Raw genomic sequence first — 17,494 nt, forward strand, 5'->3', positions numbered from 1 at the left:
CTCTTCTTGTTATGTGGGGTCTGGATCGATTGACCAGGAGTTTCTTTGGGGGAGGCATCAGCGGTTCGAGACACGCCAGCCCTGGTTCCCTTGTGGCTGCTGTGGCAGGTGCGATAGAACGGCTATCAGCTAGCTAACCTATCTTGTCCACAGCTGTTCCCGCGGTACCACCGATGAAGGGGCGCCCCATGGCTCGCAAGCGACTCGGCAGGCTCAGAACCTTGGCCACGACGGTGGCCGCGATGGCGATGACAGGGGCGATGTGGGCGGGCGTCGCGCACGCCGACACCGGGTCGGGAGGCTCGGGCTCCGCGTCCGGATCCTCCTCCGGCAGTGGAACCGGATCGTTCTCCGGAAGTGCCAGCGGCTCGGCGCAATTGCCGATCGCGAGCCCACGGGCCATGGCCGCGCTGGCGCTGGCCGGCACCCAGACCGGCAAGCCCTACCAGTGGGGCGGTACCGGTCCGGATGCCTGGGACTGCTCGGGATTGGTGCAGTGGGCGTTCCGCAGCGTCGGCATCAATCTGCCGCGCACCACCTGGCAGCAGGCCGAGGTCGGCCTCGAGGTGCCGTTCGGGGCGCTGCAGCCCGGCGATGTGCTGATCCTCAACGATGACGCCTCCCACGAAGGGATCTACGCGGGCGGCGGCAATGTCTTGAACGCGTACAACTGGGGTGTGCCCGTCGGACTGACGCCCCTGAGCGAGTTCGACATCTACACCATTCGCCGATTCTTCTGAATCGCCTTACTCGACAACCAGTTCCACGGGGATATTGCCCCGGGTGGCCTTGGAGTACGGGCACACCTGGTGGGCGGCCTCGACCAGCGCGTGGCCCTGCTCGTTCTGCAGCTCCGCGGGCAGTTCCACGTGCAGCACCACGGAGATGCCGAAACCGGTCTCGTCGTCCTTGTTCAGGGTGACGTCGGCGGTCACCGAGGTGTCGCCGAGCTTCACGCCCTGGTTGCGGGCCACCGCCTGCAGCGCGCCGGCGAAGCAGGCCGAGTAGCCCATGGCGAAGAGCTGCTCGGGGTTGGTGCCGTCACCGCTGCCGCCCGCCTCCTTGGGCTGGGCGAGCTTGAGGTCGAGGTAGCCGTCGGAGCTGACCGAGCGGCCCTCGCGGCCGACGGAGGTGGCGGATGAGGTGAAGAGTGCGGGCATTGATATCTCCTAGACAGACTTGTCTGTTCACGTCCGAGCCCCAGGGTAGACAGATCTGTCTGCTATCGTCAATACATAGCCCCGATCAGGGAGAAGGAGAGCAGGTCAAGCCATGAGCGAAGCCCGCGAGCGCCTGCTGGACACTGCGACCCGGCTGTTCTACGCCGAGGGGATCCACACGGTCGGCATCGACCGGATCATCGCCGAGGCCGGGATCGCGAAGGCCACCTTCTACCGGCACTTCAAGACCAAGGAAGATCTCGTCGTCGCCTACCTGGTCCGCGAATACGGCCGTCAGCGCGAGACCTTGGAGGCCATCCCCGGTTCGGGTTCCGAGTCCATCGTCGGCATCTTCGAGCGGCTCGGTGAGCTCAGCCGCGGCCCGGGGTTCCGGGGCTGCCCGTTCCTCAATGCCGCCGTGGAGTTCCCGAACTCCGACCACGCCGTGCGCAAGGTCGTCGACGAGTACCGCGCCTGGTTCCGCGACCTGATGGCCGAGCGGCTGCGCGCCGCCGGGCACCCGCAGGTCGAGGACGCCGCCCGCGCGCTGCTGCTGACCCGCGACGGCGTGACCATCAGCGGGGGAGTGGGCGACGCGGAGACGGTCCGGGTGGGCATCCGGACCGCCTTGTCGCAGTGGGGTATTCGCTAGACCCCGACCGCCTCCTCCATCTCCGCCTCGGCGGCGTCGCCCGCGGCGGGCGCGGGCGCGGCGTGCTCCGGCGCGGCCTGCCGCTGCTCGGCGAGGCCCGCGGCGGCCATGAGCGCCACGCCCGCGGCCAGCCATAGCGCCAGGCTCGCCATCCGGCTGCCCAGTCCGATGCCGTCGAAGTAGAGCAGGCTGCGCGCGCCCTCCACGAATCCCGCGCCGTTCCAGAACCGGTGCAGCGTGCCGAAGAAGTCGTTCTGCAGCCACGGGCTGTAGACGCCGCCGGAGCTGGTGAAGTTCAGCATCACGAACAGCACCATCATGGCCAGGGTGGTCCAGCGCTTCAGGAAGGTGTGCAGGCCGATACCGATGCTCAGGATGCCCGCCGAGTACAGCCACGACATGCCCCAGATCGCGCCCAGATCGTGGTCGACGATGTGGAAGACCGGGCCCGCGAGCGCCAGGCCGATCAGGCTCACCAGCAGTGAGGTGATCAGACCGATGATCCCGCGCTGCCACAGCGGCAGGCCCGCGCCCGCGGCGCTGATGGCGGCCACGCTGCCGTAGGAGCCGATGCTCAGCGCGACCAGCAGGAAGAAGATGCCCTGCGCGGTGGGGTCGCCGGAGCTGGGGGTGGTGACGTCGGTGACGGTGAGCGGCGTGTTCTGCAATCCGGCGACCTGCCCGAACACGGCCTCGGCGGCCATGGCGGTGGTGTCGGATCCGGCCTTGGCGACCAGCAGTTCGGGCTTGTTCGGGTCGGGCACGTACGCCCCGGCCAGCTCGCGGTGGCGCAGCTTGTCGACGGCGTCGCCGCGGGTGGGCACGGTGATCACGTCGAGGGCGTTGCCGCCCTTGTCCTTCAGGGACTGGGCCAGCACCTTGACCTGTGCGTTGTCGCCGACCACGGCCACCGCGAGGTGGTTGGGCTCGGGCTGGTGGAACGCGCCCAGGTAGGCCAGGCCCATGCCGAGGCACATGAGCAGCGGGGTGAGCAGGTGCGCGGCGACGTGCCGGATCTGTTGGGTGGCCATGAAGTCTTCTCCAATAGTTGGTAAATACAACCAAGCGAGGTTGTAGTCTACAACCATGAAGAGTGAATCCGCATTCCCCGGCCGCGCCGATGCGATCGAGGTCATACAGCGCGAGCTCACCGCCTTCGCCCGCCGCGCCCGCGGCCGGGCCAGTGAACTCCACCCGGAACTGTCGCTGGTGGCCTCCAGCATCCTGGACCTGGTGATCGAGCGGAACGGCTGCCTGGCCGCCGATCTCGCCGGGCACTTCCACCTCGACAAGTCCACGGTCAGCCGCCAGGTGGCCGCCCTCGAACGCGACGGCTACCTGGAACGCGAAGTGGATCCGACGAACCGCCGCAACCTGGTGCTGCACGCCACCGCCGAGGGCCGCCGGGTGGCGCGCGCGGCGGCCCGCAGCCGCGCCGCCGCCTTCACCGAACGCTTCCAGGACTGGGACGACGCCGATGTGGAGCGGCTGGCGGGATACCTGGTGCGCTACAACGCCGCCGACGCGGGCTAGGCCCGAACCCGGTCCGGCTCAATCGGTTCCGTCGGAGTACCTCAGTTGGTTCCGTCCGAGCGCGCGGTCTCGGGCGCCCATTCCTCGTCCGGCAGGCCCATGCCCTTGGCGAGCACCGGCCACGAGGAGCGCAGCGCGTCCTGCCAGTACCCCCAGGAGTGCGTCCCCGCCTGGGTGATGTCGAAGGTCGCGGGAATGCTCATGTCCCGCAGCCGCGTCCGCAGATTCCGCGCGCACCAGTCGCTGGCCGCCTCCAGGATGCCGCCCACCAGGATCTGCTGCGGCAGACCGCCGTCGGCCGGGCCCAGGCTGCGCACATCGGCCACATTGTCGTGCTTGCCGGGCAGGCCGCTGCCATTGGAGACGTAGATCTCCATGCCGCGCAGGGCTTCCGCGTGCACGTAGGGGTCGTTGGCGGCCCACTCCGGATCGTCCATCGGCCCGTACATGTTCACCGGATTGCCGCCGCCGATGGTGATCACCAGGTTCGCGAACTTCTGCCCGACCGGATCGGAGATCTGCGCGCACCCGCTGTAGGCGGCGACCGCCCGGTACAGACCCGGCGCGGCGATGGCCAGTTGCAGCACCGAGGTGCCCGACATGGACATGCCGGCGATGGCGTGCGTGCCGTCGGTGTCGAGCGCCGCGTCCACCAGCGGCGGCAGTTCCTCGGTGAGGAAGGTCTTCCACATGGGCTGGCCCAGTTTGGGATCGGCGCTGCGCCAGTCCGTGTAGTAGGTGAACGCGCCGCCGATGGGCATCACCACATTCACGTTCTTGTCCATGAAGAACTGGGTGGCGTCGGTATTGCGCTTCCAGGTCGCGGTGTCCTGGCCGCCGCCCGCGCCGTTGAGCATGTACAGCACCGGTCGCGGTCGCGAGGGATCGGCGGGCCGCTGCACCTCCACGGTGATGTCGGCGTCCATGGCGGCCGAGTGCACCAGCAGAGTGAGGTTGCGCGCGTCGTGGATCTCGAAGCTCTCGATCGACGATCCGTCCTCGGACACCGTTGTCGCCGCGAGTGCGGCGCTGCCGGTTATCGGGTCGGGAGGGGCGGCGAAGGCCGGGCCCGCGGGCACGACCGTGGTGAACGTAGTGACAAGAGAACAACTTGCCGCCGCGAGCAGTGCTGCCCGAGTGCCCAATCCGCCTAGCAAAACCGACCTTCGATCCACAGGGTGTCCCGACCCATGCGCATGATCGCCGACTCGTGCCCCAATGTTTCAGGTTTCGACAATATCGGGGTCGGCGTGCTTGTGGCGCACGGCACTTGTGCGCCGGGCTATGCGGATCCGCTGTGGTTCAGTGCGTGTCGCGGTTCTCCTACTCGGCGACCAGGCTGCGCAGCAGCGGACCGTACTCCGGGTCGGCGAGCGCGGTGGCGAATTGCGCGGTCAGGTAGTCGGCCGGGTTACCGGTGTCGTACCAGCGACCCCGGATCACCTGGCCGTACACCGGGTTCTCGGCGGCGAAGATATTGATCGCGTCGGTCAGGTACACCTCGCCGGTGCGGTGGGTGTACCAGAGGTCGACCTGGCGGCGCAGCTCGGCGATGATGCCGGGCGTGACCACGTAGCCGCCGATCGCGGCGAACTCCGACGGCGCGTCGGCGGGCTTGGGCTTCTCCTTGAGGCCGCTGATCCGCATCAGGCCGTTGCCCTCGGTCTCCTCGACCACCGGCACGCCGTAGCGCGAGGATTCGGCCGGGTCCATCGGCATCAGGGCCAGCACCGGCGCGTCGGTCTTGGCGTAGGCGTCGACGAGCTGCTGGGCGCGCGGCACCTCGGCGACGAAGACGTCGTCGGGCCACAGCACCAGCATGGGCTCGTCGCCCAGGTGGCGGGCCGCGTTCAGCACCGGCGTGCCGTTGCCGTAGGGACCGTGCTGGTCCAGGTAGGTGATGTGGCCCGCCCGGCTCAGCTCGCCGACCTCCTCCACCGCGTCGGCGTAGGCGGTCTTGCCGTCGGCGCGCAGCTGCGCGACCAGCGCCGGATTGGGGCGGAAGTGGTCCTGGATCAACGACTTTCCACCGCTGACCACGATGGTGATGTCGGTGACGCCGGAGGCCACGAGTTCGCGGACGGTGTGCTCGATGACCGGCTTGTCGCCCACCGGGAGCATTTCCTTCGGGATCGCCTTGGTCAACGGCAGCAGGCGCGAGCCGATGCCCGCAGCGGGAATCACGGCCTTGCGAATCGTCATGGACGAATTCTCACACAGGTTCCTGCCCGTACCTGTCGGTAGCGGCTTGTAGATTTCCCTCTGTGACCATCTCCGCCGGCCCCGCGAACCCGGGCATCGCGCCTGGTGAGGCCGGTTGTGCTGGGGCGTCGGCGTCGGGCGTCGGGCCGGTGGGGGCCGTGGCGGATTCACGGCAACCCCCCAGGCCCGCGGGAGGCCGGGGCCAGCGGCGCTGGGTGCTGCACATCGATATGGACGCCTTCTTCGCCTCGGTCGAACAGCTCACCCGGCCGACCCTGCGCGGGCGACCGGTGCTGGTCGGCGGCATGGGCGGGCGCGGCGTGGTGGCCGGGGCCAGTTACGAGGCGCGGGTGTTCGGCGCGCGGTCGGCCATGCCCATGCATCAGGCGCGACGGCTGGTCGGCGCGTCGGCGGTGGTGATACCACCGCGCGGCGCGGTGTACGGGGAACTGAGCGGGCAGGTGTTCGAGGCATTGCGGTCGCGGATCCCGGTGCTGGAGACGCTGTCGTTCGACGAGGCCTTCGGGGAACCGGCGGAACTGGCGGGGGCGACGCCGGAGCGGGTGCTCGAATTCTGCGAGGAGCTGCGCACGGCGGTGCGTGAGCGCACGGGGCTGGTGGCCTCGGTCGGGGCGGGCAGCGGCAAGCAGCTCGCCAAGATCGCCTCCGGCCTGGCCAAACCCGATGGGGTGCGGGTGATTCCGGCGGTCGAGCAGGACGGCTTCCTGTCCGCGTTGCCGGTGCGCAAGCTGTGGGGGATCGGCCCGGTGGCCGAGAGTCGTTTGCGCTCCTTGGGAATCGAGACGGTGGGGGCGCTGGCGGCGCTGCCGGAATCGGAGGCGGCCTCGATCCTGGGCGGCAGCATCGGGGTGGCGCTGCACCGGCTGGCCCGCGGTATCGACGACCGTCCGGTGGCCGAGCGCGCCGAGGCCAAGCAGATCAGCGCCGAAACCACCTACGAGACCGACATTCTCACCCTCGCCCAGCTGCGCCCGGCCATCGACGCCATGGCGGCCTCGGCGCACCGGCGGCTGAGCGCGGACGGGCGCGCGGCGCGCACGGTGGTGCTCAAGCTGAAGAAGACCGATATGAGCATCGTGACCCGATCCTCCACGCTGCCCTACGCCACCGAGGACCTGGTCACCCTGACCGCCGCCGCGCAGCGCTCGGCCCTGGACCCGGTCGAGATCGGTCCGATTCGCTTGGTGGGCGTGGGTTTCGCCGGGCTGTCGGAGATTCGGCAGGAATCGCTGTTCCCGGAACTGGATCAGACGGTGGACGCCGACGCGGTCGCCGAGGAGCCCACGCTGTCCGTGCCCGGCGGCCCGGATCCGCTGGTACCGCCCGCGACTCGCTCCTTCGCGATCGGAACCTGGTATCCGGGACTGGATGTCGAGCACCCGGATTTCGGCCACGGCTGGGTGCAGGGCGCGGGGCACGGGGTGGTGACGGTCCGCTTCGAGACCCGTTCCACCGGACCGGGTCCCACACGCACCTTCGCCGCCGCGGATCCGGCTCTCACCAGGGCGGATCCATTGGGCAGCCTGCGCTGAAGGCGTTAAGACCCGAATGCGCGAATTATGAGGATTCGGCCTGAATATGTCGCGCCACCGCCCTCGGAGGCGGTTTCCGCGACCGGGCGTTGGTAGTGTCGCCAGTCGGGCAGCGCCGCCGCGGTGTAGCTGTCACTTGTCGAACGGACCTACTCGAACGCAAAGGACGAGCAGTTGAAGCTTCAGAAGACTGGACGTATCGCGGTCGCCACCCTGGCTGTCGTGACCGTACTCGGGCTGTCGGCGTGTGGCAGCGGTGACAAGAAGGAGACCAAGCCCACCAAGGCCACCACCTCCAAGGTCACCGGCGCGCAGAACAACTACCCGGCGACTCCGTCCGTGGCGGACCTGAATGCCGAGCTGCAGAAGGCGCTGGATCCGAACATCCCGGACGCGCAGAAGCTGGACATGATGCAGGGCGCCAACGCCGACCCGGCCCTGCCCGGCCGCCTGGCCGAGGCCTACCGGCAGAACAACGCGACCATCACCGTCACCAATGTGACCGACCTCGGCAACGGCACCATCACCGCCGACGCCCAGTTCGCCGTCAACGGTGGCGCGCCGCAGCAGGCCGTCGTGCCGTTCGTGGCCGAGGACGGCAAGTGGAAGGTCCAGAAGGACTGGGTCTGCAACGCCCTCTCTCTGGTCAACCAGACCTCCCCGGCCTGCGGCTAGTCGTCTCGAGCGGACCCGGCATCCCCTAGTGGAATGCCGGGTTCGTCCTCTTCTTGGCGGTCGATGATGAGGACCGCTTAGGATCTGCGGTCGTGACGGACGTGTTGGAGAAGGCGGGGCCGGATGCCGCCGGGAGTGCTGGTGCCGAACCCGAGAGACGGACTCGAGGGGGCTGGGCGCGCCCTGTCGCCCTGATCGCCGGCTTGACCGCGGTGCTCGCGGCGCTGGCGGTGCCGTTCCTGCCGGTGCGTGTGGACCACACCACTCTGACCTGGCCGCAGGGCAATTCGACGCAGAGCATCGAAGCCCCGCTGATCACGTACGCGCCGCAGAGCTTCGACGCCACCATTCCCTGCGCCGCCGTGGCCCAGCTGGGCACGAAGGGCGGCACCCTGGCCGCCACCGGACCCAACGGCGCGCCGGACCTCGAGAAGTACGGATTCGTGGCCCGCGTCACCGCGGCGACCACCGCCGACGGCGTCACCACGCCCGGCAAGCTGGAAGCGATCCTGCACCACAAGACGCTGCTCAGCGTGCCCGTGGACCAGCTGGGCGCGGGCTGCGCGCTCACCGTGCACTCGGACTTCACCTCCTCCACCGCGACGCTGACCGGTTCCTCGGTCGAGCCGGTCACCCTCGACGGTGACTACCGGCCGCAGCTGGTCGGGATCTTCAGCGATCTGACCGTCTCCGACGGCGCGAAGGTCACCGCGGCGGTGGACAGCCGTTTCACCTCCACCCCGGGCCCGCTCAAGCGGATCGCCATCTGGACGGCCATCGTCGGCACCCTCGTCGTGCTGGGCGCCCTGTTCCGGCTGGACCGTCTCGACGGCCGCCGCAGCCGCCGCTTCCTGCCCAAGCACTGGTGGACCTTCCAGCCGGTCGACGCCGTGGTGCTGGGCACGCTGGTGCTGTGGCACTTCATCGGCGCCACCACCTCCGACGACGGATACCAGTTCGGCATGGGCCGCGCGTCCCTGCACGCCGGATATATGGCCAACTACTTCGGCTACTTCGGCGTCCCCGAAACCCCGGTCGGCACACCGTATTACGACCTGATCGGCCATATGGCGCAGGTCAGCCCGGCGAGCGTGTGGATGCGCCTGCCCGCGCTGGCGGCGGGCGTGCTGATCTGGCTGGTGCTCAGCCGTGAGGTGATCCCGCGCCTGGGCGCGCGGGTGCGCCGCGACCGGATCGCGGTGTGGACCGGGGCGCTGGGCTTCCTGGCCGTGTGGCTGGCCTACAACAACGGTCTGCGGCCGGAGCCGCTGGTGGCTCTCGGTGTGCTGCTCACCTGGGTGTCGGTGGAGCGGGCCATCGCGACCGGGCGGTTGCTGCCCTACGGCATCGCCGTCAGCATCGGCGCGTTCACCTGTACCGTCGGCCCGTCCGGCATCATCTGTTTCGCTCCGCTGCTGGCGGGCATCCGGCCGATCTGGCGGATTCTCAACCGGCGCGCAACGGAATTGGGCAAGCCGACCCCGCCCGGCGCGAGCGCGCTCACCATTCTGAAGGCCCGCTTCGGCGCGTACCTCGCGTTGGCTGCTCCGGTGGCCGCGGCCGGCGCCGTGGTGCTGGCGGTCATGTTCTGCGATCAGCCGCTGGCCTCGATGTTCGAGATGAGCCGGGTGCACACCGCGGTCGGCCCGGATGTGCACTGGGACGGCGAATACATTCGCTACCAGTACCTTTTCATGCCCACCATCGACGGTTCGCTGGCGCGGCGCTTCGGCATGTTCGTGTTCTGGATCGGCCTGGCGGTGTGCGCGGCGGTGCTGCTGCGCAAGGGCGGCCGCATCCCGTTCACCGCCTCGGGCCCGGCCCGGCGCGTGCTGGGCACCGGCGTCGGCGTCATCCTGCTGATGATGCTGACCCCCACCAAGTGGACCCACCACAACGGCATCTACGCCGGACTGGCCGGTGTGGTCGCGGTGCTCACCGCGGTCGCGGTCGGCCCCCGGGTGATGCGCTCGCCGCGCAACCGGGCGCTGTTCGCGGCGGTGGTGGCGTTCGCGCTGGCCGCCGCGTTCGCCAGCATCAACGGCTGGTGGTACGTCTCGAACTGGTCGATCTCCTGGAACGACAAGCCGGTGGTGCTGGCCGGGTTCCTGGTCTCCAAGATCTTCCTGGGCATCGCGCTGGCCTTGCTCGCGCTCGCCGGCTGGTTCCACGTGCGCGCGCCCGAAAAGCCGGGCCCGCACCGGATCTCGACGCTGGGCTGGCGGTTCATCGCGATCCCGCCGCTGACCGTGGCGGCCGCGTTCATGGTCGTGTTCGAGGTGGCCATGCTCGCCAAGGGCGCGGTCGTGCAGTACCCGGCGTACTCGCTGGCCCGGTCGAATATCGATGCCGTGCTGGGCAAGCCGTGCGGCCTGGCCCGCGACGTGCGGGTGGAGGAGCAGCCCAACGCGGGCATGCTGCCGCCGCTGACCGGCGACGCGCACAGCGCCTTCGGCGCCGAGGCCACCGGCTTCTCGCCCAAGGGCGTCGCCACCGATCTGCGCCCCGACGACGACCTCGACACCGGCGGCAGCGTCGCCAGCGCGGTCAGCGGGCGCAGCAGCGGCACCGCCGACGGAACCACCACCGCGCCACTGCCTTTCGGCCTGGACGCGAGCACCCCGGTGCTGGGCAGCTACAACAGCTCCGAGGCGATCTCCACCCTGACCACCGGCTGGTACATGCTGCCCGCGGCCCAGGATCGCTCCGGCATCATCGCGATCGCCGCCGCGGGCCGCATCCGCTCGGTCGACCAGGACGGCATCGTGACCCCCGGCCAGTCGGTCGAGGTCGAATACGGTGTGCCCGGCGCCGACGGTGTGCCGGTCGCGCAGGGCCGGGTGACGCCGATCGATATCGGTCCCGCCCCGACCTGGCGCAATCTGCGGACGCCACTGAGCGAGATCCCGGCCGCCGCCACCGCGATTCGCGTGGTCGCCACCGATCGCGACAGCGACCCCAAGCAGTGGGTGGCGCTCACCCCGCCGCGCATCCCGCACACGGTGACGCTGCAGGAGTACGTCGGCAGCGCCAAGCCGGTGCTGCTGGATTGGGAAGTGGGCCTGCAGTTCCCGTGCCAGCGGCCCTTCGATCACCTCGACGGCATCGCCGAGGTGCCCGAGTACCGCATCCTGCCCGACCGCGGCGGCGCGGCCATGACCACGCTGTGGCAGAGCCACGACGGCGGCGGCGCGCTGGGCTGGAGCTCGATGCTGTTGCGCCCGGTCACCATCGCCACCTTCCTGGACAACGACCCGCGCCGGGACTGGGGCGAGCTGCAGCGGTTCGAGCGGATCGACAGTTCCGCGCAGACCGCCAAGCCGTCGGTGACCGTCGAGAGTCACACGGGAATGTGGAATCCCGGGCCGATCAATGTGACCGGCTGGCAGTAGCTTCGGCCGTCACATCGTGACCGCGATCCGCCCCCGCTTCCGATCGGAAGCGGGGGCGGTGTCGTTCCGGGGGACTCAGCCCTGCATGGCCGCGGGGCCTGTCGCTCCTGCGCGCCCGCGGACAGGGCGGCACCTAGGGTCCCGCGGCTCCCCGCAGTTTCCGCACCTGGGCCGCGGTCATGGCGCTGAGTTGCTGCGGATCGGGCTCCTTGGCGTCGGAGTAGGCGATCTGCACGACTGTCGAGCCCACCAGCGTGATGCTCACGTCGGTGTAGAGGGTGAGGCCTTCGCTGGTGGTCCGGACCTGGAACGCGGTCGATCCGTCGCCGGCCTGCGGCTGATTCAAACCACCCAGCCGGAACTCGACCCTGGTGTTGTCGGCATCGGTGCCCGAGTACTTCGTGCACCCGGTCAGCAGCGACTGGGCGGCGGAGAAGGCCTGGGCCGCGCCGCCGTTCGCATAGGACGCCGCGTCGATGTCGACGCTGGCGAAGTTCATGCCGCCGAACTGGGCCGCCGCGCGCGCCGCCGCGCCGGGCGCCTGCACCGCGATGGCTTCCAGCACCTTCGCGCACTGCGCGGGATCGGTCTTCGCGCCCGCGCCGCCCGACGCGCCGGGCGGCGGGTCGTCCAGGGCGGTGAACCCCGCGGGCATGGCCGTCAGATCCAGCAGATCCGAGCGCAGCGTGTACTCGTCGAGAACCGGCGCGCCGCCGGGCGACTGCGTGGGCTGCACGGCGGGGCCCAGGCTGGGCAGCGGGTCCCCGGAGTCCTTGCTGTTCCCGCAGGCGGTGGCGGTCAGCGCCAGCGCGCCCGCCAGCAACGCCAGCCGTGTCAGGCTCCCCACTGCACCTCCGTGCGCAGCGTCTGGCGCAGGGTCACCGCGCTGCGCGGGTCGCGGTAGGTCTGGTTGCCGCCGACTTCGACCTGGCCGGAAACCGGCAGCGGCAGGCCCAGATCCACGGCGATGGTGCCGGTGCCGTGCATCAGGTAGTCGACGATCTCGAGCTGGCCCGCCTCGTTGGGCAGATGCCACACCGCGGACTTCGGGCTCTGCACCACGTTCAGTTCGATGGTGAGCTCGTTGCCCTCGCGGGCGGTGAGGGTGCAGGTGGTCACCTGCTCGAGCGGGACGCTCCCGGAAACCTGTTGCCGCACGGTCCATACCGCGCCCACGCCGACGGCCTCGGTCGGGAAGGCGATGGACTGGTACACGGCCTGATAGAACGACTGCTCCAGGGCGGCGCGCGCGGCGTCGGAGGTGGCCGGTTTGGGGGCCAGCTTGAGCGCGGTGATCGCGCCCAGCTCGCTCACGTCGAAACCGACGTGGGAGCCGTCGGCATGGGTGAGCGCCGCGGCCAGGGCCGGGTCGGGGGAGGTGACATTGCCGACGGTCAGTTCGACGCCGTCGGCCCCGGCCTGCGCGGTCAGCGGGATGGTGACCGCGGGCGGGGAGATGTCGCGCTGCGCCTGCTGATTGATCTGCTGCTCGATGTGGTGCTCGGTGCTCAGCGTCACCTGCTGGCTGGTGCCCGGCTCCAGGGTGCGGCGCAGCGGCGAGCGGGGTTCGGCGCCCGGGTTGACGACGGTGGTGGTCACGGCCTCGATGGGCATGGTGACCTCTTTGTTGATGCCCACCGGCTCGGTGCCGTCGCCCTCGGCCGTGGTCTCCGACGAGTCGCTGCAGCCGACGCCGAAGGCGGTCAGGGTGACCGCGAGGACCAGCAGCAGCACCCCGGAACGGTGGCCGCGGGCGCTCCCGCGGCGAGGCGGTCGCGGGGCTCCGGAACAGGGTGCGGTGGCGTTCGCCGAGCTGGGGGAGGAAGACAACACCGTCACGTCGAACAGGTTACGACGGGTTCCTGAAAAACAGCTGGGATCCTGTGCGGCCGCCGTTTCGGTCCGCCCGGGACGGGCCCCGGGTCCGCCCTCGCGGCGGTTCGGAGCCGCCCGGCCCGGACCGTTCGGAGTCCGCGGGCGTGGATAAGGAATGATGTCAGGGTGAGTACCGACCGGCCGCGCGAAACGGGCGCTGAGGAACCAGACAAGTCGCCAGGGGAGACCGTTCCCGCGATCGATGCCGAGGCTTCCCCCGCCGGCGAATCCGCCGAGTCGGGCAGCGCTCCCGCCGAGACCGCGTCGCAGCCGCTGCGCCTGCGCAATCTGCTGGTGCTCGCCGCCGTGGTGCTCGGCCTGGATCTGCTGACCAAGACGATCGTGGTCTCCACCATGACCCCCGGCAAGCCGATCTATCTGATCGGCGACTGGGCGCGGCTGTCCCTGGTCCGCAACCCGGGCGCGGCGTTCTCCATGGCCACCGGCATGACCTGGCTGCTGACCCTGATCGCCGCCGCCGTGGTGATCGGCGTGATCCGGATCGGTCGCACCCTGCGCTCGCTGCCGTGGGCCATCGGCCTGGGCCTGGTGCTGGGCGGCGCGCTCGGCAACCTCATCGATCGCCTGTTCCGCGCGCCCGGCCCGCTGCAGGGTCACGTGGTGGACTTCGTGGCGGTCGGCTGGTGGCCGGTGTTCAATGTGGCCGATTCGGCCATCGTGTGCGGCGCGATCCTGCTGGTGGCGTTGACGGTGTTCGGTTTCGAACCCGACGGCACCCGCATGCACCGCGCGTCCGCGACGACCGCGGAGGGGAAGGCGGCATGAGGGAGACCCGCAGCATGCCCGTGCCCGACGGCCTGGACGGCATGCGTGTCGACGCCGGGCTCTCGCGGCTGCTGGGCCTGTCCCGCACCGCGGTGGCGGCCATGACCGAGGACGGCTCGGTGCAGCTCGACGGCGTCGCGGCCGGAAAGTCGGATCGGCTCACCGCCGGCGCGTGGCTGGAGGTCGAATTCCCCGAGCCCAAGCGCGAACTCACCGTCGAGGCGACTCCCGTCGAGGGCATGAAGATCCTCTACGCCGACGACGACATCGTGGCCGTGGACAAGCCCGTCGGCGTGGCCGCGCACACCGGTGTCGGCTGGACCGGCCCCACCGTGGTCGGCGGTCTGGCCGCGATGGGCTACCGCATCTCCACCTCGGGCGCCCACGAGCGCCAGGGCATCGTGCACCGCCTCGACGTCGGCACCTCCGGCGTGATGGTGGTCGCGCAGTCCGAGCACGCCTACACCCAGCTCAAGCGCGCCTTCAAGTACCGCACCGTCGAGAAGCGCTATCACGCTCTGGTGCAAGGCCACCCGGATCCGTCGAGCGGCACCATCGACGCTCCGATCGGCCGGGCCCGCGGTAATGACTGGAAGTTCGCGGTCACCGCCGACGGCCGCCCGTCGGTCACCCACTACGACACGGTCGAGGCCTTCCAGGCCGCCAGCCTGCTCGACATCCACCTGGAGACCGGGCGCACCCACCAGATCCGTGTGCACTTCTCGGCCGTGCGCCATCCCTGCTGCGGTGACCTCACCTACGGCGCGGACCCGCGCCTGGCCGAACGGCTGGGTCTGGAACGGCAGTGGCTGCATGCCCGCCAGCTGGGCTTCAACCATCCCGCCGACGGCCGCTGGGTCGAGATCACCAGCGAATACCCGGCCGACCTGGAACACGCGCTCGACGTCCTGCGTCAGCACTGATCGGAGCTCCGAGTGGATGCACCGCGGCCCCGCGGCGTGGCGGGCTCGACCCTGCGCCGCGCCGGGATCGCCACGGCGGCGGTGCTTCTCGTCGTTCTGATCCTCGTGCTGGGCTGGGCGAACCCGCCGCGGCCGGGGATCATCGCGACCGACCGGCTGGGACCGGAAAGCGGTGAGCAGGTGGCCGATTACCTGACCCGCGCCCGGAAGTCCTTGGCGGGCAGCGACTCCGGAGGCCACTGGGCCCTGCTGTCCTTCACCGCCGGCGTCACCGCCGACCGCATCCCCGAATTCAGTGCGGGCCTGCGCGTCTCGGAGGTCGACTACCACGTGTGGGTGGACCGGGTCGCGACACCCATCATCGCGATCGGAGTGCCATCGGGCGAGGGCATCGCGGTCGCCTCGGTGAAATCCGCCGCCGCTCAGATGGAATCGACCACCACCTTCGACACCCGCTCCACGCAGGTCAAGGACCTCGTCGCCGCCCGGCTGCGCGCCGACTGCGCGTGCGTCGTGGGCGTCGTCGTCCACGGCTCCCTCTCCCAGCTGCGAACCGTGGCCACCCGTCCCGGAATCCGCGCTGTCGAAGCGCTACCGGCCGACGCTTCCGCCGCTGTCTTCGCCGTCTCGCCGCTCCTGCCCGAGCAACGTGAGGCCGCGGTCCCGGGCCCCGATGACGGCCCCGTCCCCGTCGGCTGACCGGTTCCCGGACGCTCGACTTTGCAGAATCTTCATCAACTAAATCTGCTCGCTCCGTCCGAATTGAATGATAGCCAGGAGTAAGCTCTCACCTGGCGTCGTTCCACATGACGTCCTGTCCGGTCAGGTCGATGCGGTAGCTCTCGGCCGGCCTCAATGCGCGTTCCGATCGGGACGTCGCATGTGCTTTACAAGGACTACTACTTCACCAAGGAGCCAATCGGGTGTCGCAGAGCCGATTCGGCGTGCGACGCGATCGCGGTCAGGTCCGGTAGCTCGGCAACGCAGCCTGGTAGACGCGGACATCACAAAAGCTCGTGGTAAGGAAGCAAAATGTCTAGAAAGATCATGAAAACCGTAGCGGCGACAGTATTTGCGGCGCCCTTGTTGGTCTTGGCCGCTCCCACGGCCGGCGCCGACGCCACTGCCGCGGCGCCGCCGGCGACCTCCGCCACTCCGATCGACGGATCGTTCGGATCAGCTGCGTGGTGCTTCGATCTCGGTAGCGTCTTCTGGTGCATCTGAGTGCTTCTGTGACAACGCCATCCCCCGGTGCGCGAACTGCCAGCGGGTTGCTCCGTGTGGATCGGTCAGCGCCACTCCGACGGCCGAGTGGATGGTGAAGCGGTACAGGTGCCATGGTGCGTGACCCGCACTCTGGGCGCTGTACGGGGCGGTGACCTCGTCTCCCGATCGTTCCGCGGGCCATCCGCCCGCGCGGTAGACAGCCGTGACGCGGTCGAGTTCGGCCGCGCCGGAGACTCGGTGAGCCTCCCCGGAGAGGACCAGGTCCACTCCGGGGAGGCGGAGTGAGAGTGTGCAATTCGGGTTCGAGGCCAGGTTCCGGGACTTCCTGGTGGCCGGTCCGCTCGTGAAGTAGAGGTGGCCGTCGGATTCGACGCAGCCGATACCGGCGGAGCTGGGCTTGCCGGAAGGGCCTACCGTGCTGAGGAATTCGGCCGTCTCGGGGAGGCCGATGGCCATGTCGAGGGCTTTCAGGACTCGGTCCCAGGGCAGGTCGGCCTGGCCGTAGATATTGAGATCCTCGGCGGAAACGGGGGTGGGGAGCATCAGTCGTCCTCCAGCGGGCGGAGTTGGGCGATGGCGCGCGTCTCCTGGTCGACGGTGAACCAGAGCGTGAGCGCGTCGGGGGTGTCGACGGCGTGGATGTCGAGGGGTTCACCGAAGCGGATCGGCTTGTTGTACTCGAGGATGTAGCGGTGCGGGCCGCGGGTGAGTCCGGGTGTGTCGGCGGCGAATTCGTGGACGGCGTGCCAGTACGCGGTATTGGTGATGTGCCGGAAGTGATCGGTGTCGGCGCGCCGGAAGGCGTACCGGCGGCCGTCCGCCGCGGGGGCGGGGGCGTCGAGCCACTGGCGCCAGCGCAGGCGGTGGTCGTCGGTGGTGGTGGCCATGAGGTCGAAGAAGTCGTCGGTGAGTCGGGAGGGGCTCATCGTCGCCTTGTTCATGTGAATCCAGAAGCCCTCGGTGTCGACGAGGCCGCCGGCATCGGAGTCGATGCGGACGCGCATGGTGCACCAGCGCGGGGAGATGCCGGAGCACCAGCGACGGACACGGAGCCGGGTGGGCCAGGCGATCGGGCGCAGCACGTCGATGACGGTGCGCCGCACGATCCAGTGCGGGTGGGATTCGAGCGAGCCGATGTGCATCAGATGGTCGACTCCGGCGTCCTGGAGATGACGGGCGATGCCGTCGATGCGCATGGTCCGGTTCTCGTCCATGTCGACGGTGCTCAGGCGGCGGTCGACGTCGAAGATGTGGCCGGAGCCCGGGACGGGGGCCAGGGGCGCGGACAGCAGCTCCGCGGCGGCCCGGTCGGCATGGCCGGCGAGCTGGTTCTTCATCGGCAGAACCTCCGGATCTTGCATCCGAGTGGCGGGAGGGAGTGCACGGAACAACAGCGGCGGCGACACTGCACCGGAGTGATTCCGAGGGTAGTCCAGAACCCGTGAAGACCGCGGATGCCCGGTTCGGCGTGGCCCCGGGGTGGGTAACGTCGTGGTGGATCGGATACGCGTGGCGG

At 69.7% G+C, this 17,494-nt stretch carries 16 protein-coding genes and 1 pseudogene; 9 read left to right on the forward strand and 8 right to left on the reverse strand.

Annotation, left to right across the window (positions count from 1 at the left end):
- Positions 1–188 precede the first annotated feature (188 nt).
- Entirely contained in the window at positions 189–740 is a 552-nt protein-coding gene (locus tag ACFV4K_RS06345; protein WP_379272547.1) for a C40 family peptidase, read from the forward strand.
- A 6-nt stretch (positions 741–746) separates the two neighbouring features.
- Here the strand turns inward: ACFV4K_RS06345 and ACFV4K_RS06350 are convergent, their stop codons facing one another.
- Positions 747–1,160 (reverse strand): organic hydroperoxide resistance protein, encoded by a 414-nt coding sequence (locus tag ACFV4K_RS06350; RefSeq protein WP_379272548.1) that lies wholly within the window; start codon positions 1,158–1,160, stop codon positions 747–749.
- Between the two features lie 112 nt (positions 1,161–1,272).
- Here ACFV4K_RS06350 and ACFV4K_RS06355 point away from each other — a divergent pair, with 112 nt between their 5' ends.
- Positions 1,273–1,812, forward strand: a complete 540-nt coding sequence (locus ACFV4K_RS06355) for a TetR/AcrR family transcriptional regulator (protein ID WP_379272550.1) — start codon at positions 1,273–1,275, stop codon at positions 1,810–1,812.
- Here ACFV4K_RS06355 and ACFV4K_RS06360 read toward each other — a convergent pair.
- Positions 1,809–2,843 carry a hypothetical protein gene (locus ACFV4K_RS06360; protein ID WP_379272551.1) on the reverse strand — a complete coding sequence of 345 codons (1,035 nt, stop codon included), beginning with the start codon at positions 2,841–2,843 and terminating at the stop codon, positions 1,809–1,811. The two genes, ACFV4K_RS06355 and ACFV4K_RS06360, sit on opposite strands and share 4 nt — an antisense overlap.
- Positions 2,844–2,898: 55 nt before the next feature.
- On the opposite strand from ACFV4K_RS06360, the gene ACFV4K_RS06365 reads away from it, so the two are divergent.
- A complete protein-coding gene (locus ACFV4K_RS06365) occupies positions 2,899–3,345 on the forward strand; it encodes a MarR family winged helix-turn-helix transcriptional regulator (RefSeq protein WP_379272553.1) in 447 nt (148 codons plus the stop codon).
- A 41-nt stretch (positions 3,346–3,386) separates the two neighbouring features.
- Here ACFV4K_RS06365 and ACFV4K_RS06370 read toward each other — a convergent pair whose 3' ends face one another.
- Together ACFV4K_RS06370 and ACFV4K_RS06375 are read right to left on the reverse strand one after the other, a co-directional pair.
- On the reverse strand, positions 3,387–4,472 hold the full coding sequence (locus tag ACFV4K_RS06370) for an alpha/beta hydrolase (protein ID WP_379272611.1): 1,086 nt from the start codon (positions 4,470–4,472) through the stop codon (positions 3,387–3,389).
- Positions 4,473–4,668: 196 nt separating this feature from the next.
- The gene (locus ACFV4K_RS06375) at positions 4,669–5,547 is read right to left on the reverse strand and encodes a UTP--glucose-1-phosphate uridylyltransferase (RefSeq protein WP_379272555.1); all 879 of its coding nucleotides are present in this window, start codon (positions 5,545–5,547) and stop codon (positions 4,669–4,671) included.
- 230 nt (positions 5,548–5,777) lie between these two features.
- Between ACFV4K_RS06375 and ACFV4K_RS06380 the strand changes: the two genes are divergently transcribed.
- The 3 genes from ACFV4K_RS06380 (at position 5,778) to ACFV4K_RS06390 (ending at position 11,167) form a co-directional block, all read left to right on the forward strand.
- Positions 5,778–7,100 carry a DNA polymerase IV gene (locus ACFV4K_RS06380; RefSeq protein ID WP_379272613.1) on the forward strand — a complete coding sequence of 441 codons (1,323 nt, stop codon included), beginning with the start codon at positions 5,778–5,780 and terminating at the stop codon, positions 7,098–7,100.
- A 174-nt stretch (positions 7,101–7,274) separates the two neighbouring features.
- On the forward strand, positions 7,275–7,775 hold the full coding sequence (locus ACFV4K_RS06385) for a hypothetical protein (RefSeq protein ID WP_379272556.1): 501 nt from the start codon (positions 7,275–7,277) through the stop codon (positions 7,773–7,775).
- 92 nt (positions 7,776–7,867) lie between these two features.
- Complete coding sequence (locus ACFV4K_RS06390; RefSeq protein WP_379272558.1) at positions 7,868–11,167, forward strand: arabinosyltransferase domain-containing protein; 3,300 nt, start codon at positions 7,868–7,870, stop codon at positions 11,165–11,167.
- Between the two features lie 133 nt (positions 11,168–11,300).
- On the opposite strand, the gene ACFV4K_RS06395 is transcribed toward ACFV4K_RS06390, so the two are convergent.
- A complete protein-coding gene (locus ACFV4K_RS06395; RefSeq protein WP_379272560.1) occupies positions 11,301–12,014 on the reverse strand; it encodes a hypothetical protein in 714 nt (237 codons plus the stop codon).
- 139 nt (positions 12,015–12,153) lie between these two features.
- A pseudogene (locus tag ACFV4K_RS06400) lies at positions 12,154–12,210 on the reverse strand (hypothetical protein); the annotation flags it as partial.
- A gap of 958 nt (positions 12,211–13,168) precedes the next feature.
- On the opposite strand from ACFV4K_RS06400, the gene lspA reads away from it, so the two are divergent.
- From lspA to ACFV4K_RS06415, 3 genes are read left to right on the forward strand one after another with little or no spacing between them, the layout of a single operon-like run.
- Positions 13,169–13,828 (forward strand): signal peptidase II, encoded by a 660-nt coding sequence (gene lspA / locus ACFV4K_RS06405; protein WP_379272561.1) that lies wholly within the window; start codon positions 13,169–13,171, stop codon positions 13,826–13,828.
- The gene (locus ACFV4K_RS06410) at positions 13,825–14,751 is read left to right on the forward strand and encodes an RluA family pseudouridine synthase (protein ID WP_357095098.1); all 927 of its coding nucleotides are present in this window, start codon (positions 13,825–13,827) and stop codon (positions 14,749–14,751) included. The genes lspA and ACFV4K_RS06410 overlap by 4 nt, the downstream gene beginning before the upstream one ends.
- 12 nt (positions 14,752–14,763) lie before the next feature.
- Positions 14,764–15,450, forward strand: a complete 687-nt coding sequence (locus ACFV4K_RS06415) for a hypothetical protein (protein ID WP_379272563.1) — start codon at positions 14,764–14,766, stop codon at positions 15,448–15,450.
- 477 nt (positions 15,451–15,927) lie between these two features.
- On the opposite strand, the gene ACFV4K_RS06420 is transcribed toward ACFV4K_RS06415, so the two are convergent.
- Together ACFV4K_RS06420 and ACFV4K_RS06425 are read right to left on the reverse strand one after the other, a co-directional pair.
- The gene (locus tag ACFV4K_RS06420; RefSeq protein WP_379272565.1) at positions 15,928–16,521 is read right to left on the reverse strand and encodes a pyridoxamine 5'-phosphate oxidase family protein; all 594 of its coding nucleotides are present in this window, start codon (positions 16,519–16,521) and stop codon (positions 15,928–15,930) included.
- On the reverse strand, positions 16,521–17,315 hold the full coding sequence (locus ACFV4K_RS06425; RefSeq protein WP_379272566.1) for an acyl-[acyl-carrier-protein] thioesterase: 795 nt from the start codon (positions 17,313–17,315) through the stop codon (positions 16,521–16,523). The genes ACFV4K_RS06420 and ACFV4K_RS06425 overlap by 1 nt, the downstream gene beginning before the upstream one ends.
- Positions 17,316–17,494 lie beyond the last annotated feature (179 nt).

This window comes from Nocardia sp. NPDC059764, assembly GCF_042732555.1.
Classification (GTDB): Bacteria; Actinomycetota; Actinomycetes; order Mycobacteriales; family Mycobacteriaceae; genus Nocardia.

Coding starts and splice junctions, on each gene's coding strand:
- ACFV4K_RS06345 (WP_379272547.1), top strand. CDS start 189: ATGGCTCGCAAGCGACTCGGCAGGCTCAGAACCTTGGCCACGACGGTG.
- ACFV4K_RS06350 (WP_379272548.1), bottom strand. CDS start 1,160: ATGCCCGCACTCTTCACCTCATCCGCCACCTCCGTCGGCCGCGAGGGC.
- ACFV4K_RS06355 (WP_379272550.1), top strand. CDS start 1,273: ATGAGCGAAGCCCGCGAGCGCCTGCTGGACACTGCGACCCGGCTGTTC.
- ACFV4K_RS06360 (WP_379272551.1), bottom strand. CDS start 2,843: ATGGCCACCCAACAGATCCGGCACGTCGCCGCGCACCTGCTCACCCCG.
- ACFV4K_RS06365 (WP_379272553.1), top strand. CDS start 2,899: ATGAAGAGTGAATCCGCATTCCCCGGCCGCGCCGATGCGATCGAGGTC.
- ACFV4K_RS06375 (WP_379272555.1), bottom strand. CDS start 5,547: ATGACGATTCGCAAGGCCGTGATTCCCGCTGCGGGCATCGGCTCGCGC.
- ACFV4K_RS06380 (WP_379272613.1), top strand. CDS start 5,778: ATGGACGCCTTCTTCGCCTCGGTCGAACAGCTCACCCGGCCGACCCTG.
- ACFV4K_RS06410 (WP_357095098.1), top strand. CDS start 13,825: ATGAGGGAGACCCGCAGCATGCCCGTGCCCGACGGCCTGGACGGCATG.
- ACFV4K_RS06420 (WP_379272565.1), bottom strand. CDS start 16,521: ATGCTCCCCACCCCCGTTTCCGCCGAGGATCTCAATATCTACGGCCAG.
- ACFV4K_RS06425 (WP_379272566.1), bottom strand. CDS start 17,315: ATGAAGAACCAGCTCGCCGGCCATGCCGACCGGGCCGCCGCGGAGCTG.